This window comes from Streptomyces sp. RKAG290, from assembly GCF_023701695.1.
Lineage (GTDB): Bacteria > Actinomycetota > Actinomycetes > Streptomycetales > Streptomycetaceae > Streptomyces.
The window spans coordinates 4056467-4078546 of the sequence record NZ_JAJOZC010000001.1; the positions used below are offsets into that span (position 1 = coordinate 4056467).

General features: G+C 66.8%; 13 protein-coding genes, 3 rRNA genes and 3 pseudogenes. 16 read left to right on the plus strand and 3 right to left on the minus strand.

Annotated features, from left to right (window positions below; translation table 11 throughout):
* The first annotated feature begins 641 nt into the window (after window positions 1-641).
* The 11 genes and pseudogenes from LNW71_RS17780 (at window position 642) to LNW71_RS17830 (ending at window position 12721) form a co-directional block, all read left to right on the plus strand.
* Window positions 642-2167, plus strand: a 16S ribosomal RNA gene (locus LNW71_RS17780).
* 299 nt (window positions 2168-2466) lie between these two features.
* Window positions 2467-5591, plus strand: a 23S ribosomal RNA gene (locus LNW71_RS17785).
* Window positions 5592-5670: 79 nt separating this feature from the next.
* Window positions 5671-5787: ribosomal RNA gene (gene rrf, locus LNW71_RS17790) — 5S ribosomal RNA — on the plus strand.
* The 16S, 23S and 5S rRNA genes sit together here, the layout of an rRNA operon.
* 76 nt (window positions 5788-5863) lie before the next feature.
* A complete protein-coding gene (locus LNW71_RS17795; RefSeq protein WP_250969137.1) occupies window positions 5864-6508 on the plus strand; it encodes an HAD family hydrolase in 645 nt (214 codons plus the stop codon).
* Between the two features lie 42 nt (window positions 6509-6550).
* Window positions 6551-7755: pseudogene (locus LNW71_RS17800) on the plus strand (MFS transporter).
* Complete coding sequence (locus LNW71_RS17805) at window positions 7724-8896, plus strand: acetoin utilization protein AcuC (protein WP_250969138.1); 1173 nt, start codon at window positions 7724-7726, stop codon at window positions 8894-8896. Before LNW71_RS17800 ends, LNW71_RS17805 begins: the two are co-directional and overlap by 32 nt.
* 92 nt (window positions 8897-8988) lie before the next feature.
* Window positions 8989-9804, plus strand: coding sequence for a phosphatase (locus LNW71_RS17810; RefSeq protein WP_250969139.1), 816 nt, complete (start codon window positions 8989-8991; stop codon window positions 9802-9804).
* Between the two features lie 128 nt (window positions 9805-9932).
* Complete coding sequence (locus LNW71_RS17815; RefSeq protein ID WP_250969140.1) at window positions 9933-10184, plus strand: helix-turn-helix domain-containing protein; 252 nt, start codon at window positions 9933-9935, stop codon at window positions 10182-10184.
* Window positions 10185-10254: 70 nt separating this feature from the next.
* Window positions 10255-10353 (plus strand): 30S ribosomal protein bS22, encoded by a 99-nt coding sequence (locus LNW71_RS17820; protein ID WP_003948845.1) that lies wholly within the window; start codon window positions 10255-10257, stop codon window positions 10351-10353.
* 228 nt (window positions 10354-10581) lie between these two features.
* Window positions 10582-11655: pseudogene (locus LNW71_RS17825) on the plus strand (NAD-dependent epimerase/dehydratase family protein); the annotation flags it as partial.
* Between the two features lie 38 nt (window positions 11656-11693).
* A pseudogene (locus LNW71_RS17830) lies at window positions 11694-12721 on the plus strand (lysophospholipid acyltransferase family protein).
* 151 nt (window positions 12722-12872) lie between these two features.
* Here LNW71_RS17830 and LNW71_RS17835 read toward each other — a convergent pair.
* The 3 genes from LNW71_RS17835 to LNW71_RS17845 form a co-directional block, all read right to left on the minus strand.
* Entirely contained in the window at window positions 12873-14069 is a 1197-nt protein-coding gene (locus LNW71_RS17835; RefSeq protein WP_250969141.1) for a DUF5667 domain-containing protein, read from the minus strand.
* Window positions 14070-14294: 225 nt separating this feature from the next.
* Complete coding sequence (locus LNW71_RS17840; RefSeq protein WP_030928170.1) at window positions 14295-15071, minus strand: ECF subfamily RNA polymerase sigma factor, BldN family; 777 nt, start codon at window positions 15069-15071, stop codon at window positions 14295-14297.
* 353 nt (window positions 15072-15424) lie between these two features.
* A complete protein-coding gene (locus tag LNW71_RS17845) occupies window positions 15425-16360 on the minus strand; it encodes an HAD-IB family hydrolase (protein WP_250969142.1) in 936 nt (311 codons plus the stop codon).
* 148 nt (window positions 16361-16508) lie between these two features.
* Here LNW71_RS17845 and LNW71_RS17850 point away from each other — a divergent pair, with 148 nt between their 5' ends.
* The 5 genes from LNW71_RS17850 to LNW71_RS17870 all read left to right on the plus strand — a co-directional run bounded on the left by LNW71_RS17850 (window position 16509) and on the right by LNW71_RS17870 (window position 21972).
* A complete protein-coding gene (locus LNW71_RS17850; protein WP_250969143.1) occupies window positions 16509-16784 on the plus strand; it encodes a glutaredoxin family protein in 276 nt (91 codons plus the stop codon).
* 271 nt (window positions 16785-17055) lie between these two features.
* Window positions 17056-17829 (plus strand): redox-sensing transcriptional repressor Rex, encoded by a 774-nt coding sequence (locus LNW71_RS17855; RefSeq protein WP_250969144.1) that lies wholly within the window; start codon window positions 17056-17058, stop codon window positions 17827-17829.
* On the plus strand, window positions 17826-19325 hold the full coding sequence (locus tag LNW71_RS17860; protein ID WP_250969145.1) for a glutamyl-tRNA reductase: 1500 nt from the start codon (window positions 17826-17828) through the stop codon (window positions 19323-19325). The genes LNW71_RS17855 and LNW71_RS17860 overlap by 4 nt, the downstream gene beginning before the upstream one ends.
* Window positions 19322-20308, plus strand: a complete 987-nt coding sequence (gene hemC / locus LNW71_RS17865; RefSeq protein ID WP_250969146.1) for a hydroxymethylbilane synthase — start codon at window positions 19322-19324, stop codon at window positions 20306-20308. The genes LNW71_RS17860 and hemC overlap by 4 nt, the downstream gene beginning before the upstream one ends.
* Window positions 20305-21972, plus strand: coding sequence for a bifunctional uroporphyrinogen-III C-methyltransferase/uroporphyrinogen-III synthase (locus tag LNW71_RS17870; protein ID WP_250969147.1), 1668 nt, complete (start codon window positions 20305-20307; stop codon window positions 21970-21972). The genes hemC and LNW71_RS17870 overlap by 4 nt, the downstream gene beginning before the upstream one ends.
* Window positions 21973-22080 lie beyond the last annotated feature (108 nt).

A 22080-nucleotide genomic window follows, 5' to 3' on the forward strand; every position in this document is an offset into this window, starting at 1 on the left:
GTTGTCCGACGTGAGCGCCGACCCCGGTCGGTCCCCGGACAGCGATTCCGCAGTAACCACAACGAGCGAGCGACAGCTGTCGCCTGCCTCTGCGTGCGCATTTGCGAAATGAGGAATCCGCGTTCGAAGGAACGCGACCCCGATTAGCGTCGGGGCCCTGGATTCCGCTAAAGTCTCACTCGTCGGAACGGCCCAACAGCCGGGAAGACAAGCCCCACTGACTGGGAATCAGGCCCGAAAGGATCTGATAGAGTCGGACTCGCCGGAAAGGGAAACGCGAAAGCGAAGAACTGGAAAGCGAAAATGCGAGGCCCGCTTCGACCGGGAATCGGACACGAAAGAGTCTGATAGAGTCGGAAACGCAAGACCGAAGGGAAGCGCCCGGAGGAAAGTCGCAGAAAATTTTCTGCGGTGAGTACAAAGGAAGCGTCCGTTCCTTGAGAACTCAACAGCGTGCCAAAAGTCAACGCCAGATATGTTGATACCCCGACCTGCTTCGGCAGGTTCGAGGTTCCTTTGAAAGTCCTGCGAGGTCACTGACCTGGCAGGCAATGCACATAGCGAGGACATAGTGGACGGTCGGTCTTATTCCGACTTGATCGTTCCGCTCTCGTGTGTGTGATCCCGATTACGGGAAAACATTCACGGAGAGTTTGATCCTGGCTCAGGACGAACGCTGGCGGCGTGCTTAACACATGCAAGTCGAACGATGAAGCCCTTCGGGGTGGATTAGTGGCGAACGGGTGAGTAACACGTGGGCAATCTGCCCTTCACTCTGGGACAAGCCCTGGAAACGGGGTCTAATACCGGATAATACTTTCCCTCTCATGGGGGAAGGTTAAAAGCTCCGGCGGTGAAGGATGAGCCCGCGGCCTATCAGCTAGTTGGTGGGGTAATGGCCTACCAAGGCGACGACGGGTAGCCGGCCTGAGAGGGCGACCGGCCACACTGGGACTGAGACACGGCCCAGACTCCTACGGGAGGCAGCAGTGGGGAATATTGCACAATGGGCGAAAGCCTGATGCAGCGACGCCGCGTGAGGGATGACGGCCTTCGGGTTGTAAACCTCTTTCAGCAGGGAAGAAGCGAAAGTGACGGTACCTGCAGAAGAAGCGCCGGCTAACTACGTGCCAGCAGCCGCGGTAATACGTAGGGCGCAAGCGTTGTCCGGAATTATTGGGCGTAAAGAGCTCGTAGGCGGCTTGTTGCGTCGGTTGTGAAAGCCCGGGGCTTAACCCCGGGTCTGCAGTCGATACGGGCAGGCTAGAGTGTGGTAGGGGAGATCGGAATTCCTGGTGTAGCGGTGAAATGCGCAGATATCAGGAGGAACACCGGTGGCGAAGGCGGATCTCTGGGCCATTACTGACGCTGAGGAGCGAAAGCGTGGGGAGCGAACAGGATTAGATACCCTGGTAGTCCACGCCGTAAACGTTGGGAACTAGGTGTTGGCGACATTCCACGTCGTCGGTGCCGCAGCTAACGCATTAAGTTCCCCGCCTGGGGAGTACGGCCGCAAGGCTAAAACTCAAAGGAATTGACGGGGGCCCGCACAAGCAGCGGAGCATGTGGCTTAATTCGACGCAACGCGAAGAACCTTACCAAGGCTTGACATACACCGGAAAGCATCAGAGATGGTGCCCCCCTTGTGGTCGGTGTACAGGTGGTGCATGGCTGTCGTCAGCTCGTGTCGTGAGATGTTGGGTTAAGTCCCGCAACGAGCGCAACCCTTGTTCTGTGTTGCCAGCATGCCCTTCGGGGTGATGGGGACTCACAGGAGACTGCCGGGGTCAACTCGGAGGAAGGTGGGGACGACGTCAAGTCATCATGCCCCTTATGTCTTGGGCTGCACACGTGCTACAATGGCCGGTACAATGAGCTGCGATGCCGCGAGGCGGAGCGAATCTCAAAAAGCCGGTCTCAGTTCGGATTGGGGTCTGCAACTCGACCCCATGAAGTCGGAGTTGCTAGTAATCGCAGATCAGCATTGCTGCGGTGAATACGTTCCCGGGCCTTGTACACACCGCCCGTCACGTCACGAAAGTCGGTAACACCCGAAGCCGGTGGCCCAACCCCTTGTGGGAGGGAGCTGTCGAAGGTGGGACTGGCGATTGGGACGAAGTCGTAACAAGGTAGCCGTACCGGAAGGTGCGGCTGGATCACCTCCTTTCTAAGGAGCATCTAGATTCCGCAAGGAATCGAGAGCCACTTCGTCGACAAATGTTCGACGGTGGTTAGCTCATGGGTGGAACGTTGACTATTCGGCACGACAGGTTGTTTTTCACTAGTACTGCTTCGGCGTGGAATGTGGAGGGTGATCGGTCGGGTCGGGCACGCTGTTGGGTATCTGAAGGTACGGCCGTCATGGTCGTCCTTCGGTTGCCGGCCCCAGTGAACTCGCCCGGTAAGGGCGGGGTGATGGGTGGCTGGTCGTTGTTTGAGAACTGCACAGTGGACGCGAGCATCTGTGGCCAAGTTTTTAAGGGCGCACGGTGGATGCCTTGGCACCAGGAACCGATGAAGGACGTGGGAGGCCACGATAGGCCCCGGGGAGCTGTCAACCAAGCTTTGATCCGGGGGTGTCCGAATGGGGAAACCCGGCAGTCGTCATGGGCTGTCACCCGCTGCTGAACACATAGGCAGTGTGGAGGGAACGAGGGGAAGTGAAACATCTCAGTACCCTCAGGAAGAGAAAACAACCGTGATTCCGGGAGTAGTGGCGAGCGAAACTGGATCAGGCCAAACCGTATGCGTGTGATACCCGGCAGGGGTTGCGCATGCGGGGTTGTGGGATCTCTTTTTCACGGTCTGCCGGCTGTGAGACGAGTCAGAAACCGTTGATGTAGGCGAAGGACATGCGAAAGGTCCGGCGTAGAGGGTAAGACCCCCGTAGCTGAAACATTAACGGCTCGTTTAAGAGACACCCAAGTAGCACGGGGCCCGAGAAATCCCGTGTGAATCTGGCGGGACCACCCGTTAAGCCTAAATATTCCCTGGTGACCGATAGCGGATAGTACCGTGAGGGAATGGTGAAAAGTACCGCGGGAGCGGAGTGAAATAGTACCTGAAACCGTGTGCCTACAAGCCGTGGGAGCGTCGCTGTATGTGCTTGCACATGCAGTCGTGACTGCGTGCCTTTTGAAGAATGAGCCTGCGAGTTTGCGGTGTGTTGCGAGGTTAACCCGTGTGGGGAAGCCGTAGCGAAAGCGAGTCCGAATAGGGCGATTTAGTAGCGCGCTCAAGACCCGAAGCGGAGTGATCTAGCCATGGGCAGGTTGAAGCGGAGGTAAGACTTCGTGGAGGACCGAACCCACCAGGGTTGAAAACCTGGGGGATGACCTGTGGTTAGGGGTGAAAGGCCAATCAAACTCCGTGATAGCTGGTTCTCCCCGAAATGCATTTAGGTGCAGCGTCGTGTGTTTCTTGCCGGAGGTAGAGCACTGGATAGGCGATGGGCCCTACCGGGTTACTGACCTTAGCCAAACTCCGAATGCCGGTAAGTGAGAGCACGGCAGTGAGACTGTGGGGGATAAGCTCCATGGTCGAGAGGGAAACAGCCCAGAGCATCGACTAAGGCCCCTAAGCGTACGCTAAGTGGGAAAGGATGTGGAGTCGCAGAGACAACCAGGAGGTTGGCTTAGAAGCAGCCACCCTTGAAAGAGTGCGTAATAGCTCACTGGTCAAGTGATTCCGCGCCGACAATGTAGCGGGGCTCAAGCGTACCGCCGAAGTCGTGTCATTCATACACATATCCCCAACGGGAGTATGGATGGGTAGGGGAGCGTCGTGTGCCGAGTGAAGCAGCCGCGGAAGCGAGTTGTGGACGGTTCACGAGTGAGAATGCAGGCATGAGTAGCGATACACACGTGAGAAACGTGTGCGCCGATTGACTAAGGGTTCCTGGGTCAAGCTGATCTGCCCAGGGTAAGTCGGGACCTAAGGCGAGGCCGACAGGCGTAGTCGATGGACAACCGGTTGATATTCCGGTACCCGCTTTGAAACGCCCAATACTGAATCAGGCGATGCTAAGTCCGTGAAGCCGGCCCGATCTCTTCGGAGTTGAGGGTAGTGGTGGAGCCGACGAACCAGACTTGTACTAGGTAAGCGATGGGGTGACGCAGGAAGGTAGTCCAGCCCGGGCGGTGGTAGTCCCGGGGTAAGGGTGTAGGCCGTGTGGTAGGTAAATCCGTCACACATTAAGGCTGAGACCTGATGCCGAGCCGATTGTGGTGAAGTGGATGATCCTATGCTGTCGAGAAAAGCCTCTAGCGAGTTTCATGGCGGCCCGTACCCTAAACCGACTCAGGTGGTCAGGTAGAGAATACCGAGGCGTTCGGGTGAACTATGGTTAAGGAACTCGGCAAAATGCCCCCGTAACTTCGGGAGAAGGGGGGCCATCACTGGTGATTGGATTTACTCCATGAGCTGGGGGTGGCCGCAGAGACCAGCGAGAAGCGACTGTTTACTAAAAACACAGGTCCGTGCGAAGCCGTAAGGCGATGTATACGGACTGACGCCTGCCCGGTGCTGGAACGTTAAGGGGACCGGTTAGCTGACTTTCGGGTCGGCGAAGCTGAGAACTTAAGCGCCAGTAAACGGCGGTGGTAACTATAACCATCCTAAGGTAGCGAAATTCCTTGTCGGGTAAGTTCCGACCTGCACGAATGGCGTAACGACTTCTCGACTGTCTCAACCATAGGCCCGGTGAAATTGCACTACGAGTAAAGATGCTCGTTTCGCGCAGCAGGACGGAAAGACCCCGGGACCTTTACTATAGTTTGATATTGGTGTTCGGTTCGGCTTGTGTAGGATAGGTGGGAGACTTTGAAGCGGCCACGCCAGTGGTTGTGGAGTCGTCGTTGAAATACCACTCTGGTCGTGCTGGATGTCTAACCTGGGTCCGTGATCCGGATCAGGGACAGTGTCTGATGGGTAGTTTAACTGGGGCGGTTGCCTCCTAAAGAGTAACGGAGGCGCCCAAAGGTTCCCTCAGCCTGGTTGGCAATCAGGTGTTGAGTGTAAGTGCACAAGGGAGCTTGACTGTGAGACCGACGGGTCGAGCAGGGACGAAAGTCGGGACTAGTGATCCGGCAGTGGCTTGTGGAAGCGCTGTCGCTCAACGGATAAAAGGTACCCCGGGGATAACAGGCTGATCTTCCCCAAGAGTCCATATCGACGGGATGGTTTGGCACCTCGATGTCGGCTCGTCGCATCCTGGGGCTGGAGTCGGTCCCAAGGGTTGGGCTGTTCGCCCATTAAAGCGGTACGCGAGCTGGGTTTAGAACGTCGTGAGACAGTTCGGTCCCTATCCGCTGTGCGCGTAGGAATATTGAGAAGGGCTGTCCCTAGTACGAGAGGACCGGGACGGACGAACCTCTGGTGTGCCAGTTGTCCTGCCAAGGGCATGGCTGGTTGGCTACGTTCGGAAAGGATAACCGCTGAAAGCATCTAAGCGGGAAGCCTGCTTCGAGATGAGTATTCCCACCCTCTTGAGGGGTTAAGGCTCCCAGTAGACGACTGGGTTGATAGGCCAGATGTGGAAGCCCGGTAACGGGTGGAGCTGACTGGTACTAATAGGCCGAGGGCTTGTCCTCAGTTGCTCGCGTCCACTGTGTTAGTTCTGAAATAACGAACGGCCGTGTTTTGTTCCGGTGTTGGTTAATTTCATAGTGTTTCGGTGGTCATTGCGTTAGGGAAACGCCCGGTTACATTCCGAACCCGGAAGCTAAGCCTTTCAGCGCCGATGGTACTGCAGGGGGGACCCTGTGGGAGAGTAGGACGCCGCCGAACTCCTTTTAAAATAGTTAAGCCCCGTGCCCTTGTGGCACGGGGCTTTTCTGCGTTCCGGACAGTTTAAGGTCGTGGCATGCGCTACGAACTGGTCATCTTCGACAACGACGGTGTGCTCGTGGACAGCGAGCCGATCTCCAACACCATCCTGGCCGACTACCTCACGGAGCTCGGGCACCCCACCTCGTACGAGGAATCCCTCCGTGACTACATGGGGGCCGCCGTGCACCGGGTGCACGACCTCGTCGAGGAGCGGGGCGGGGAGAAGCTGCCCGCGGACTTCGACGACACGTTCCACTCGCGGGTGTTCGCCGCGTTCCGGCAGGAACTGCAACCCGTACCCGGCGTCGAGGAGCTCCTCGGTGACTTCGTCGCCGACGGGGTCCCGTACTGCGTCGCCTCCTCGGGCAGCCACGAGCGGATCCGGGTCGGGCACCTGAAGACCGGGCTCGACCAGTGGTTCGAGGAGGAGTGGATCTTCAGTGCGGAGGACGTCGGACGCGGCAAGCCGGAGCCCGACCTGTTCCTGCGCGCCGCCGAGCGGATGGGCGTGGCACCCGAGCGGTGCGTCGTCATCGAGGACAGCCCGCTCGGGGTGGAGGCCGCCAGGGCCGCGGGTATGGACGTGTACGGGTTCACGTCGATGATGCCGGCGGACCGGCTGGCCGGGGTGACCGGGCACTTCTCCGACATGGCACAGCTGCGGGAATTGCTTGCCTGACTCATCTACCCATGGGTAGAAACTGGCTCTACGCTCGCGCCCATGACAGATGCACGTATGCGGCACGGCAGAGCCTCCCTCGCGTTGAGCTTCTTCGTGCAGGGCGTCACCTTCGCTCTTCTCGTGACGCGGATCCCCGCCGTTCAGGACCGGTACGGGATATCCGACGGCCTGCTGCCCGTGTTCCTTGCCGCTGTGCCGATCCTGGCCGGTGCGGGCAGCGTGGTCACCGAGAAGGTCGTCGCACGGGTACGGCCGAGGGTGGTCCTGCGGTGGGCACAGCCCGTCGTGCTGCTTGCGCTGCTCGGTGTCGGGGCCGGGAACGAGGTGTGGGAGGCGGCCCTGGCGCTCGGCGCGTTCGGGCTGGCCGTCGGTGCGCTGGACGCGTCCATGAACATGATGGGCGTCAGCCTGCAGCGGGCGTACGGACGTTCCATCATGCTCGGCTTCCACGCCGCGTACAGCCTGGGCGGGATCGCCGGTGCGTCGATGGCCTGGGCCGGGGCGCACTGGGACCTGTCGCTCCTGGCCTCGTACCTGCCGGCGGTGGTGGTGCTGCTGCCCGTCGCGTTCATCGGGAGCCGGTGGTACGTCGAGGGCAAGCTGGAGGACGAGGGACAGGCCGCCGGGGCGCAGGGGAAGGCTGTTGCGGTCTCCTTCAAGCTGCTGATGCCGCTGTGCCTGGTGATGAGCTTCGCGTACATCGGGGACTCGACGGTCTCCAACTGGAGTGCGAAGTATCTGCAGGACGTGCTGGGAAGCTCGGAGCAGCTCTCGACCGTTCCGTACAACGTCTACATGGTGACGACGCTGCTGGGGCGGGCCGTCGGGGACTTCGGGTGCGGCGGTTCGGCGCGGTGGCCGTGGTGCGGTTCGGGAGTGTGCTGGCCGCGGCCGGGTTCGGTGTGGTGGCCGTGGCGGGCGGGGCCTGGGTCGGGATGCTCGGGTTCACGATGCTCGGGTTCGGGCTGTGTGTGATCGTGCCGCAGACGTTCGCTGCCGCGGGGCGGATGTTCCCCGGCGCGAGCGACACCGCGATCGCCCGGCTGAACATCTTCAACTACGTGGGGTTCCTGGTCGGGTCGCCCCTGGTGGGGGCGCTCGGGGACGCCTGGAGCTACCGGGGGGCGATGCTCGTGCCGATGGTGCTGGTGCTGGCGGTGCTCGTGTATGCCAAGTCGTTCGGCGCGGAGCCTGCCCGATACGGTGGCGGGCATGAGCGGCCGCGCACAGTTGATGTGGGATGACGCAGTAACGGGATACGACTTCGGGGACAGTCATCCCATGGACCCGGTCAGACTTGCCCTGACGATGGGCCTGGTGCGGGCGTTCGGTCTCGACCGTGCGGTGGACGTGGTGGCGGCCAAGGCGGCCGGGGACTCCACGCTGCGGCTCGTGCACCGCTCGGACTACGTGAGCGCCGTGCGTGCGGCCTCCGCGGATCCGGCGGGCGCCGACCAGAGTTACGGCCTCGGGACGATGGACGATCCGGCGTTCGCCGGGATGCACGAGGTGTCGGCGCTGATCGCCGGGCAGTCCGTGGCCGCGGCGGAGGCCGTGTGGCGTGGGGAGACCGCTCACGCGGTGAACTTCACCGGCGGGCTGCATCACGCCATGCCCGGCAGTGCGTCGGGTTTCTGCATCTACAACGACCCGGCGCTCGCCATCGCGCGGCTGCTGGAGCTGGGGGCGGAGCGGGTCGCCTACCTCGATGTGGACGTGCACCACGGTGACGGGGTGCAGGCGGCGTTCTGGGAGGACCCGCGCGTTCTCACGGTCTCGCTGCACGAGCACCCGCGCACGCTCTTCCCGCAGACCGGCTGGCCGGAGGAGACCGGCGCGGGGGCCGGGGAGGGCGCCGCGGTGAACGTGGCGCTGCCGGCCGGGACGGGCGACGCGGGGTGGCTGCGCGCGTTCCACGCGGTGGTGCCGGAGCTGCTGGCGGACTTCCGGCCGCAGGTGCTGGTGACGCAGCACGGGGCCGATACGCACTTCGAGGACCCGCTGGCCCATCTCGCGGTGTCGCTGGACGCCCAGCGGGCCGTGATGGCGGCCTGCCACGACCTCGCTCATGAGTACGCCGACGGCGGGCGCTGGGTGGCGCTGGGCGGGGGCGGTTACGCGGTCGTGGACGTGGTGCCGCGGTCCTGGACGCACCTGGTGGCGATCGCCGCGCACGCGCCCATCGACCCGGAGTCGGTGATCCCGCCGTCCTGGCGGGACGAGGTCTACGCCAGGACCCGGCAGCTCGGACCGGCCCGGATGACGGACGGGCGTGTCCCGTCCTGGAAGTCGTGGGAAGAGGGCTACGACCCGGCCGACCGGCTGGACCAGGCGGTGCTGGCGAGCCGGCGTGCGGCGTTCCCGCTGCGGGGTCTGCTGACCTGACGGACCGGGCCCGGCGTGCGGTGTTACGCCAACTGTGCGGCGTATCGCGGGTTTTGGCCCCTCGGCGGCCCCGGTGCGAGAGCATCGGCAGGGTGTTGAGCACCGGCGCGCTGCGCGCGCATCTGCTGGCGGCCCGGCTGGCCGGGCCCGTGGCCACCTCGCGGGAGGTGAGTCTGCGGAGTTACCGGCTCTTCGCGGCCAGGGACCCGAGGGTGACGCTCGGCCTCGATCCCGAACACGGCTGGGGGGAGCGGGACCTGCTTCGGCTCATGGCCGACAAGTGCGGGGTCTCGGACGACCCCGCGCATGTGTCGGGTCCCGACGTGATCGATCCCGAGCGGACGCTGGCGGGCCTTGACGCGTTCGCCGAGCGGCTGTCGGATGCGGCGGTCCGGCGCGTTCCGGTGCTGTTCGGGACGGGGCATCCGCACCGGCTGCTCGGCTTCTACGCAGCACTGGCAGACGCTTTGTCGTCGGTCGGGTGCACCGTACTCACCCCCGCGCAGGGGCGATGTATCGACATAACGACCCGGTTCGGCGTACGCACGTACCACCTCGACTACGTACGGGGAGTTGCGCTGGTGCGCGACCCCGGCGTGCGGGCGCCCGATGGTGGTACCGGCGCACACTCCCACTCGCCGCTGCCGGTGAGGGTCGCCCTGGAGGCCGCGGCGGCGTCCCGCGGACCGCTGCCGGAGCTCGTCGTCGGGGACCACGGCTGGGTCTGCGGGGCAGGTCAGCTGGGCATCGAGGCGATCGGGCTGGCCGATACGGATGATCCCGCGCTGTTCGTCGGTGAGGCCGAGGGGCGGGTGTCGGTCGCCGTTCCGCTCGACGACGCCGTGCGGTCCGCCTACTACCTGCCGCTCACACGCTATGTACTCAATCGGGCGTGTCTGTCACAGTAGGCGGCCGATCGCCTCTCCTCTTCCCCACTCGCATCACCCGCCCCTAATCTGGGGAGTGAGCGCACAACGACGAAGAGTCACCGGAGGGGAAGCCGGGGCGCGTCGCGTGCGGAAGGTACAGGTGGATCATGGCTGCTGGCAGCGAGAGGCCTCTCAACGAGGTCAAGTTTCTGACCGTGGCGGAAGTCGCCTCGGTCATGCGAGTGTCGAAGATGACCGTGTACCGCTTGGTGCACAGCGGTCATCTGCCGGCGATCCGGGTGGGCAGGTCCTTCCGGGTCCCGGAGCAAGCGGTTCACGAGTATCTCCGGGAGTCCTTCGTGGGGTGGGGTCGGCCTGACATTCCCCTCGGATTACGTCCCTCACCCGGTGGCGGGTAGGCTAGGCCGACGTAGGTCGTGTGGGCCCAGACGCCCCGCACCAGTGAAGAAGAAGTGAGCGAGGGTAGTCGTGGGCTCTGTTATCAAGAAGCGGCGTAAGCGGATGGCCAAGAAGAAGCACCGCAAGCTGCTCAAGCGCACGCGCGTTCAGCGTCGCAACAAGAAGTAAGCGAACGCAGTTCGTGAAATCCGCAGCCCTTCCGCCGATCCGGCGGGAGGGCTGCGGTGCTGTGCGGGTACGTACCGAGGTGCACACATTCGGGCCAAGACGGGGTACAAGGCCGCCGCGCAGTCATCACAGGGCAACATCCACCCGCTACGGTGACGACCGGGGGAGAACCTCTTCGCAGGACCCCCGCTCACTCACCTCACGGGAGACCGACGGAAGGCGCTGATCTTGGGGAAGGTCGTGCTCGTCACGGGAGCGGCCCGGCAGCTGGGCGGCCGTTTCGTGCGACGCATCCAGCGTGATCCGGGCGTGGACCGGGTGATCGCGGTCGACGCGGTCGCGCCCGGACACCAGCTGGGCGACGCCGTCTTCGTACGCGCGGACATCCGCCAGCCCGCCATCGCCAGAGTTCTGGCCGAATACTCCGTCGACACGGTGGTCCACCTGGACGTCAGCGGCAAGGCGCTCGGGGCGCAGGGCCGCACCACGGTCAAGGAGACCAATGTCATCGGCACGATGCAGCTGCTCGGTGCCTGCCAGAAGGCCCCGGCCGTCCAGCGGCTGGTGATCAAGTCCAGCACCGGGGTCTACGGCTCCGCGCCGCGCGATCCGGCGGTCTTCCACGAGACCACCCCGCCCAAGTCCCTGCCGAGCGGGGGCTTCGCGAAGGACGCCGTGGAGGTCGAGGGGTACGTACGGGGCTTCGCCCGCCGCAGGCCGGACGTGGCCGTGTGCGTGCTCAGGTTCGCGAACATCCTGGGGCCCGACGCGGATTCGCCGCTCGCGGACTATCTGTCGCTGCCGGTTCTGCCGACGGTGTTCGGGTACGACCCGAGGCTCCAGTTCGTGCACGAGGACGATGTGATCGACGTGCTCGGCATCGCCGCGAGTGAACCGGACCGCGGGACGCTGAACAGCGGCACCTTCAATATCGCCGGGGACGGGGTGCTGCTGCTCTCGCAGTGCGCCCGGCGGCTGGGGCGGCCGACGATGCCGCTCCTGCTGCCCGCGGTCACCTGGGTCGGGCAGGCGCTCCGCACGGTCGGGATGACGGACTTCTCGCCGGAGCAGATCCGGTTGCTCACCCATGGCAGGGTGGTCTCCACGGTCCAGATGCGCGAGACCCTGGGCTTTCGGCCGCGGTTCACCACGGTGGAGACGTTCGCGGAGTTCGCGCGCAGCCGGGGTCCGGGGCTGCTGCCGCCCGAGGCGGTGGGCCGGGCCGTCGACAGACTGGCAGCGATGCCGTTCGCCGGGGGACCGGCGGGGCTCCGGAGATCACCGGGGCCGGCGACGACACACACCCGACTCCGAGCGTCAGGTAGAGGAGCGCACCGACGATGGCGGATGCCAAGGTCATTCCGTTCGACGACGACCGTTCGCGGTCGGGGGCTTGCCGCGCGCCGCGCGCCGGCGGTCCCCGGGACGCGGCACCGGGTCCGTGAGCGCCCTGCCGGGGCAGCCGGACGCCGCACTGCCGCCACAGGAGCCGCAGGAGGCTGTGGCAGCCCCTGAGGGCGCGGAGCGGGGTGGCTGGGACCGGCGGATCGCGGGCGGACTGGCGTTTCTGCGGCGGCGGGTCACGGGTGAGTACGACGTCGACGAGTTCGGCTACGACGAGGAACTCACCGACCAGGTGCTGATGTCGATGCTGCGCCCGATCTACGAGAAGTACTTCCGGGTGGAGGTGAAGGGCATCGAGAACATCCCGTCGGACGGCGGGGCGCTCATCGTGTCCAACCACTCCGGGACGCTGCCGCTGGACGGGCTGATGCTTCAGGTCGCGGTGCACGACAACCATCCGGCGGAGCGGCATCTGCGGCTGCTCGCCGCGGACCTGGTCTTCATGCTGCCGGTCGTCAACGAACTGGCCCGCAAGGCGGGGCACACGCTGGCCTGTGCGGAGGACGCGGAGCGGCTGCTGAGGCAGGGCGAGCTCGTCGGGGTGATGCCGGAGGGCTTCAAGGGCATCGGCAAGCCGTTCAGCGAGCGGTACAAGCTGCAGCGCTTCGGGCGGGGTGGCTTCGTGTCGACGGCGCTGCGTGCCGGGGTGCCCATCGTGCCGTGCTCGATCGTGGGGGCGGAGGAGATCTACCCGATGATCGGCAACTCCAAGACGCTGGCGCGGCTGCTGGGTACGCCGTACTTCCCGATCACGCCGACGTTTCCGTGGCTGGGGCCGTTGGGGGCGGTGCCGTTGCCGACGAAGTGGACGATCCAGTTCGGTGAGCCGATCGCCACGGATGGTTATCCGGTGGAGGCGGCGGAGGATCCGATGCTGATGTTCAATCTGACGGATCAGGTGCGGGAGCAGATTCAGCACACGCTGTACAAGTTGCTGGTGCAGCGGAGGTCGGTGTTCTTCTGAGGCGGGGGCGGCAGGCGGCGGGTGCGGGTTCGTCCCGGTGCCGCTCTGTCCTCAATCGCCGGACGGGCTTGATTTGGCCGGCCAGGGTTGATTTGGCCGGGCAGGGTTGAGCTGGCCGGACGGGCTTGGGGTGGCCCGTCCGGCGGGTGGGTCAGTTCTTGTCGTCCTCGCTGTCGATGCCCAGGCCTCCGATCAGGCCGGGGATCAGCGGGGGCAGGGTGATGTCCGGCGTCGGGGCCGTGCTCGGGGTGTCGTCCGACGGTTCGGTGGTACCCGGTGACGGCGGGTCGAAGAGGTCGTCCGCGCCACTTCCCCCTCCGATCAGGCCGTCCGCCGGGCTGCTGCCCGAGTCCGACGGGTGGGGCGAGGAGCTGGTGCCCTTGTCGGCGTCGTGCGAGCCGGCGGGTGACGAGTGCGAGGGTGACGGCTTCCGCGAGGTGGGGGCCGTACCGGTGTCGGTGGAGCCGGGCTGCTGGGATCCGCCGCTCGTCCTCTCCGGAGCGCGGGGGAACAGCGACTGCAGCGGCGCGACTTCCTCGTCTATGGCCGCGAAGACCGAGCTCACCTGGTCCCCGACCTCGGTCAGTTGTACGGGCAGCCGGTCGCGGAGGTTGCTCCAGGTCTTGCGGTGCGAGCGGGAGAAGGAGTCCAGGGTCTGGATCGGCCCGATGGCACCGTCCCGCTGGTAGGCGGCGTGGAGCAGGCGGTGGCCCTCGGTGGCGTCGTGGGTCATGCCGTTGAGCGTGCGTCTGACCTCGCCGAGCTGCTCGTGGTCGAGGTCGGCCGTGCGGGCGCGCTCCATGAGTCTGCGGGCTTCGCTGAGCCGGGTCGAAGCCTGGTCCAGGTACGCCTCTCCTCGGTCCGTGTCGCTGTCGGCCAGGCCGAGATGGATGTCCTCCATGCCGCGCTTCAGCCCGTAGAGCGAATCACCCGGCAGGGCGTCGGAGCTGGCGGCGGCGACCCCGCCGAAGGCGCCCGCTGCCACCCCGACGGTGAGCCCGCCGGCTGCGAGGCCCTTCGTCCAGCGTGATCTGGGGCGCAGTTTGCGGAGTGGCGAGGCCCGGTGGGCCCCCTTGCCCCGTTGTTCGGGAACCGCGGGCGCGCCGCCCGCGGCGAACATGGCCTCCATGGCGGCGACGAGCTGGGCTCGCTGCACCACTTTGACCTCGGGATCCAACTCCGGCTTCGGTAGCTCACCGAGGCCGTTCGCCAGGGCCAACAGCGGTCCGCGGTCGGCCGGTTCGGCCGGGTCCTCGGGCTGTACGGCCGCCGCACCGCGGAGCGACTGCTCCTCCACGGCCTGGGCGAAGGCGTTCGCCCGCCGGTGTGCCGAAACGTTTGCGATCACTGGCGGCACCTCCTCTCGTCATGACGGTCGACTCCCCTGAGGGTCCGGAAGGTTGCACACCTTGAGCGCATCCACACGATTGAGTGAGTGTCTGCGGACATGGGGTGACGACAGGGGGCCTGCAACCGGCACAACGAGTGGCGCGGCACTTGGGTTACGCACGAAAGATGATCGGACCAGTGCGTGATGAACGTATCGCCGAGAGTGATTCGGCCCGGGGTGAGGTCAGCGGGCATCGTCCGGAAGGAGCCGGGCAAGGGTGCGCACGGCGCGGTACTGCAGCGTCTTGATCGCGCCCTCGTTCTTGCCCATCACCCGGGCGGTCTCGGCGACCGAGAGCCCTTGCAGGAAGCGCAGTGTCACGCACTCCTGCTGCTGGGGGTTGAGTCGGCGCACTGCCTGCAGCAGTGCGGCATTGGAGAGGGACTCCAGGACGGAGTCCTCCGGGCTGCGCTCGACCTCGTTGGCGTCGAGCATTTCACCGGTGGTCACTTCCAGTCGGAAACGACTGGACTTGAAGTGGTCGGCGACCAGGTTGCGAGCGATCGTGACCAGCCAGGCGCCGAAGTCGCGGCCCTGCCAGGTGAACGTGGAGATACGCCGCAGGGCGCGCAGGAAGGTCTCACTCGTGAGGTCCTCCGCCGTCGCCTTGCCTCCCACGCGGTAGTAGATGTAGCGGTACACGGTGTCGCTGTACTGGTCATAGAGGCGGCCGAAGGCGTCAGCCTCACCGGCCTGTGCGCGCTCGACGAGATCCATCATGCGCGCGCTGTCGCTGTCGGCCGTCGGCCGACGAACGGTGGACGTGGTCGTTGCGCCGCGGTTGCTGCGTCTTCCGACCGCCGCACCGCGTTCGGCCAGGGCGTAGCAAGGGCCGACAGGTGCAGGGGTGGCAAAGGCGGGTACGGCGTACGCGGTGGGGACGAAGCCGCGCAAGCGGTCGGCGACCGTTGCGCGCAGCGTAGCCAGGCCCGAGGCGTCAACCCCGACGTGTGGGTACACGGGACTCCCAGAGGCAGAGCTTCCATCACGTGCAGTGCGAAACCGTCACTCGTCGTAGTGAGTGGTGGGTTCCTGAATGCGTCTGAGGAGAATAACGCTTCGTACAGGCGGTGCTACACCCAGTTGCTCAAATCATCGATTACGTCGCTTCTGTAGCGACTATTCGACACATCAAGTAGCACATCGTGACCGTTTATTGATCGTTTCGCTTCGGGATCTGCCTGCGGGCGCGACAGGTTGTGGTCGATGTCGGTAACCCGACTGGCCGGAGCGGTCGCGGGGCAGGGGGTCCCGATTGGCGGCAGGGGGCCGGGCGTGGCCCGGCCCCCTGACAGATCCTTGCCGCGGCGCGATCAGCGGCGGCGGCGGTGCAGGGCGACGGCGGCGGCGGTGCCGCCCGCGAGGGCGCCCACGCCTGCCGCGGCCGGGATGCCGACCTTGGCCGCCTTGCGGCCCGTCCGGTAGTCGCGCAGCCGCCAGTCGCGGGCGCGGGCGTGCTTGCGGAGCTTGGTGTCCGGGTTGATCGCGTACGGATGCCCGACCAGGGAGAGCATCGGGATGTCGTTGTGCGAGTCGCTGTACGCGGCGCAGCGCGCCAGGTCCAGGCCCTCCGCCGCCGCCAGGGCGCGTACCGCCTCGGCCTTCGCGGGGCCGTGCAGCGGTTCGCCGACCAGGCGCCCGGTGTAGACGCCGTCGACGGATTCGGCGACCGTGCCGAGCGCGCCGGTGAGGCCGAGGCGGCGGGCGATGATCGTGGCGGTCTCCACCGGGGCGGCGGTGACCAGCCAGACCTTCTGGCCGGCGTCGAGGTGGGCCTGGGCGAGGGCTCGGGTGCCGGGCCAGATGCGGTCGGCCATGTACTCGTCGTAGATCTCCTCGCCGATCGACATCAGCTCGGAGACGCGGTGGCCCTTGACGATGGACAGGGCGCTGTCGCGGGCGTCCTGCATGTGTTCGGGGTCTTCGACGCCGGCCAGCCTGAACCAGGCCTGCTGCCAGGCGAACCGGGTCAGCTCGCGGCGCTCGAAGAACTTCCGCTTGTACAGGCCGCGACCGAAGTGGAAGATCGCGGCGCCCTGCATCACGGTGTTGTCGAGGTCGAAGAAGGCGGCGGCCCGGTCGTCCCCGACGACGGGGAAGTCGGGTTCGCCGGCCCGCGCGCCGGCTTCGGCGGACTGTTCGGCGTCGAGCGACGACTTCCGCGCCGCTTCTGCTGCTGCCTCGCCTGCCAGCACGCTCCGTGCTGTCGCCGGGCGCCTACGGGGTGTGAGCCATCCAAGTGCGGCCATGTCGTGAGCATAGCCAGTCCGTTCGGCCCTTCCCGACCTGCCGGGATGCGGTGGCGTGAACTCTCGGGGGCCGATTTGTTAAACGGGCGATTGGGGACGTAGCGGATGCGGGTCGGAGCGGGTCCGTCCCCGGCGCAGAATGAGAGGCATGAGTGCCCTGCTGCGTCGTACGAAGAAGAAGCCCGCGGACCGGGTGGTGACCCTGGTGGGAAAACCCGGGTGTCACCTCTGTGACGACGCCAGGGCGGTGGTGCGGGCGGTGTGCGAGGAGACCGGCGCGTCCTGGGAGGAGAAGGACATCACCCGGGACGAGGAGCTGCACCGTGAGTACTGGGAGCAGATCCCGGTGGTCCTCATTGATAACGAACAGCACACGTTCTGGCGGGTCGACCCGGTAAGACTGCGCAGCGCGCTGCTTTCCTGAGGGAAACCCGGTTACCATCGTGGGCGTTTTGAGTGGTCTCGGGGGCGTGGCTGTGAGGAGTGTGTACCGCTTTGCCCCTTCGGGCCTGCAACGGGCTGATGCGATCCATGGTTCCTGGATCGCACGACGAATGCGCGTGACCCCGGTCACTTTGACCGGACAAATCGGACACAATCTTTGTGCACGCGTTCACAAAGACATAGCCTGCATTCGACGGGGCGGCCATGGGACATACGGCCGCCTGCAGCCCCGCTCATCCCGCAGGAGCACCGTGGCAACTGGCCGAAATCACCGACCGGCGACCCGTAGCCGAGGAATTCCCGAGGCCACCGTCGCCCGACTTCCGCTGTATCTCCGTGCGCTGACCGCGCTCTCCGAGCGCTCGGTCCCCACGGTCTCCTCCGAGGAGCTCGCCGCGGCGGCGGGGGTCAACTCCGCGAAGCTGCGCAAGGACTTCAGCTATCTCGGTTCGTACGGGACGCGCGGCGTCGGCTACGACGTCGAGTATCTCGTCTACCAGATCTCCCGTGAGCTCGGCCTCACCCAGGACTGGCCGGTCGTGATCGTCGGTATCGGTAACCTCGGCGCCGCGCTCGCCAACTACGGCGGATTCGCCTCCAGGGGTTTCCGGGTCGCCGCGCTGATCGACGCCGACCCCGCGATGGCCGGTACGCCCGTGGCCGGGATCCCCGTCCAGCACGCCGACGAGCTGGAGAAGATCGTTCACGACAACGGCGTGTCGATCGGTGTCATCTCGACCCCGGCCGGCGCCGCCCAGCAGGTCTGCGACCGGCTCGTGGCCGCCGGGGTCACCTCGATCCTGAACTTCGCCCCGACCGTGCTCTCGGTGCCCGAGGGCGTCGACGTGCGCAAGGTCGACCTCTCCATCGAGCTGCAGATCCTCGCCTTCCACGAGCAGCGCAAGGCCGGCGAGGAGGCCGCCGCCGCAGGCAGCGGCCCCGACCCGGCCGCACCGCCCGTGCGCGCCGCGACCAGCAGCCGGAAGGGACCCGACGGGGACATGCCCGCCGTGATGCCGGCATGAGTCTCCTTGTCGTAGGGCTGAGCCACCGCAGTGCCCCCGTCTCCGTGCTGGAGCGGGCCTCGCTGGCCGCCCACACCCAGGCCAAGCTGCTGCAGGACACCCTCGCCGCGGAGCCCGCGGTCGAGGCCGCCGTCCTCGCCACCTGCAACCGCATCGAGCTGTACGCCGACGTGGACAAGTTCCACGCGGGTGTGGCCGAGCTGTCCACCCTGCTCGCCCAGCACAGCGGCGTCGGTCTGGACGAGCTCACTCCGTATCTCTATGTGCACTACGAGGACCGGGCCGTCCACCACCTCTTCTCGGTGGCCTGCGGACTGGACTCGATGGTCGTGGGCGAGGGCCAGATCCTCGGCCAGATCAAGGACGCGCTGGCGCTGGGGCAGGAGCTCCACACCGCCGGCCGGCTGCTGAACGACCTCTTCCAGCAGGCCCTGCGGGTCGGCAAGCGCGCCCACAGCGAGACCGGGATCGACCGGGCCGGGCAGTCGCTCGTCACCTTCGGTCTCGAACAGCTCGCGGAGGGGCGCGACACCGGCGTCTGGGCGAAGGGCAAGCGCGCGCTGGTGATCGGCGCGGGCTCGATGTCCTCGCTGGCCGCCGCGACCCTGGCCCGTACCGGCGTCGCCGAGATCGTCGTCGCCAACCGCACCCGGGCCCGCGCCGACCGGCTGGTCGAGATCCTCAACCAGGCCGGCGGCACGGGAGTGGCCGCGCACGCCGTGGAGATGGCCGCGGTCACCGACGAACTGACACGTGCCGATGTGGTCGTCTCGTGCACCGGCGCCACCGGTCTGGTGCTGAGCGCCGAGGCCGTCGCCGGGGCGCTGGGGCTGGACTTCGACTCCCCGGGCGAGGCTCCCGCGCCGCCCGCCGCCGCGCCGCCCGCCGACCTGGACCAGCACGCGGCGTGGGTGGAGAACGGTTCCACCACCGCGACCGCGCAGGCCCAGGCCGTCCGCCGGGTCACCGTGCCCGCCCAGTCCACCGGCCCCGTCCGGCTCGCCCTGCTCGACCTCGCCATGCCGCGCGACATCGACGGTGGCGCGGCCGGCCTCGACGGTGTGCGCCTCGTCGACATCGAGTCGCTCGCCGAGGCGTCCGCGGACGCCCCGATGGCCGCCGATGTGGACCAGGTGCGCACCATCGTCGCCGACGAGGTCGCCGCCTTCGGTGCCGCCCAGCGCGCCGCCCACATCACTCCCACCGTCGTCGCCCTGCGCACGATGGCCGCCGGAGTGGTCGCGGGCGAGATCGCACGGCTGGACGGACGCCTCCCCGACCTGGACGAGAAGCAGCGCGCCGAGATCTCGCAGACCGTGCGCCGCGTCGTCGACAAGCTCCTGCACGCGCCCACCGTGCGGGTCAAGCAGCTCGCCAGCGAGCCCGGCGGTGCCGGGTACGCCGACGCGCTGCGGGAACTCTTCGACCTCGACCCGCAGACGGTCGCCGCCGTCTCCCGGGCAGACCTGAACGACCCGAATCGAGGGCGGTCATGACCGACAACTCACCCCTGGGCGCGGGGGCCACCAAGCCGCTGAGGCTGGGGACCCGGCGCAGCAAGCTCGCCATGGCGCAGTCCGGCCTCGTCGCCGAGGCCGTCAGCGAGGTGACCGGTCGGGCCGTAGAGCTCGTCGAGGTCACCACGTACGGGGACACGTCCAAGGAGCTCCTCGCGCAGATCGGCGGGACCGGCGTGTTCGTCGCCGCGCTGCGCGAAGCCCTGCTGCGCGGCGAGGTGGACTTCGCCGTCCACTCGCTGAAGGACCTGCCGACCGCGCAGCCCGACAACCTCGTGCTGGCGGCGGTGCCGGCCCGCGAGGACCCGCGTGACGTGCTGGTGGCGCGGGACGGGCTGACCTTCGAGCAGCTGCCGTCCGGTGCCCGCATCGGCACCGGCTCGCTGCGCCGCATGGCACAGCTCAACGCGTACGCCCGCAGCCACGGCCTCAGCATCGAGACCGTGCCGATCCGCGGCAACGTCGATACGCGTATCGGATTTGTACGAAGCGGTGAACTGGACGCGGTGGTACTCGCCGCGGCCGGACTCAGCCGCCTCGGACGGAGCGGTGAGGTGACCGACTTCCTGTCGGTCGACACCGTTCTGCCCGCTCCCGGCCAGGGAGCACTGGCGATCGAATGCGCTGCGACCAGCGCTGAACTCGCCGCCGCGCTCGCCGAGCTCGACGACCCGTACACCCGGGCCGCCGTGACCGCCGAGCGTGCCCTGCTCGCCGCCCTGGAGGCCGGCTGCTCCGCACCTGTGGGTGCGCTGGCCGACCTCCTGGCCGACGGTCAGGCTGTCAACGAACTGCGCCTGCGCGGTGTCGTCGGTTCCACCGACGGTTCCTCGCTGGTGCAGCTGTCCACCACCGGTCCCGTCCCCACGTCGCTCGACGACGCGGCGGCTCTCGGTCGCGAACTCGCGGCCGAGATGCTCGCCAAGGGTGCGGCCGGTCTTATGGGGGAGCGAGCACTTTGAGCCCCAACGGCCCCGCCGCATCCGATTTCCCTGTCCTGTCCGCAGGGCACGTCACCTTCCTCGGCGCCGGTCCCGGCGACCCGGGACTGCTGACTCTGCGCGCCGTCGAGGCGCTTGCGAGCGCGGACGTTCTTGTCGCCGAGCCGGACGTTCTCGGCGTCGTTCGCTGCCATGCGCGGGCAGGCGTAAGCACGCCTGAGCTGACGGTTGTTGACGCGCAGTCAACAGCCGCCGGCGTTCCCGTTCTCAGGGATGCGGCCAATCTTGTCATGGAGGCCGCGAAGGGCGGCAGGCGGGTCGTCCGTGCCGTCTCCGGTGACCCCGGCCTGGACGGGAACGCGGGCGGCGAGATGCTTGCCTGCGCCGCCGCCGGCATTCCCTTCGAGGTCGTGCCGGGCGTCGCCAACGTCGTGGGGGTGCCCGCGTACGCCGGGGTGCCGCTGCGTGACGCGCAGGGCGCCGACGTCCGGTTCGTCGACGCCCGTACCGCCTCGGACCGCTGCTGGAGCGAGCTCGGCGCGAGCGATGCCACGTGCGTCATCTCGACGTCGCTCGACTCGGTGGCCGCGGCCGCCGGTGAGCTGGTCTCGGCGGGCCGCAAGCCCGACACCCCGCTGACCGTGACCGTCGCCGGCACGACGACCCGCCAGCGCACCTGGACGGCGACGCTCGGGACCATCGCCCAGCTCTTCAAGCAGGCCAAGGTCCTCCCGTCGCCGGAGGGGCACCGGCCCGTCATAGCCGTGGTCGGGGAGCGCAGCTCCGCCGCCCAGCGCGACCAGCTCGCGTGGTTCGAGTCCAAGCCGATGTTCGGCTGGAAGGTGCTCGTACCGCGCACGAAGGAGCAGGCGGCGTCGCTCTCCGACCAGTTGCGTTCGTACGGCGCGGTGCCGCACGAGGTCCCGACGATCGCCGTCGAGCCGCCGCGTACGCCCCAGCAGATGGAGCGCGCGGTCAAGGGCCTGGTCACCGGCCGCTACGAGTGGATCGCCTTCACCAGCGTCAACGCGGTCAAGGCGGTCCGGGAGAAGTTCGAGGAGTACGGGCTGGACGCCCGTGCCTTCGCCGGGATCAAGGTCGCGGCCGTCGGTGAGCAGACCGCCGCCGCGCTCGTCGACTTCGGTGTGAAGCCGGACCTGGTGCCGTCCGGTGAGCAGTCCGCCGCCGGTCTGCTGGAGGACTGGCCGCCCTACGACCCGGTCTTCGACCCGATCGACCGGGTCTTCCTGCCGCGCGCCGACATCGCCACCGAGACGCTGGTGGCAGGTCTCATCGAGCTAGGCTGGGAGGTCGACGACGTCACCGCGTACCGCACGGTCCGCGCCTCGCCGCCGCCCGCCGACACGCGTGAGGCCATCAAGGGCGGCGGGTTCGACGCGGTGCTCTTCACCTCGTCCTCGACCGTGCGCAACCTGGTCGGCATCGCCGGCAAGCCGCACAACGTGACGGTCATCGCGTGCATCGGCCCGGCCACGGCGAAGACCGCCGAGGAACACGGCCTGCGCGTGGACGTGCTGTCCCCGGAGCCCTCGGTGCACAAGCTGGCCGAGGCCCTCGCGGCCTTCGGTGCGCAGCGCCGGGACGCGGCGAAGGAGGCCGGTGACCCGGTGACGCGGCCCAGCGAGCGTCGTCCCGGGGCGCGGCGGCGCCGTACGACGACCTGATCCGGGCGTAAGCGATGCGGGGCCCGGCTGCTTCTTCAAGCGGCCGGGCCCCACTCGTTTGCCGGCTCGTTCCGGGACTCGCCTCCCGGCCCTTTTCCCGGCACGGGT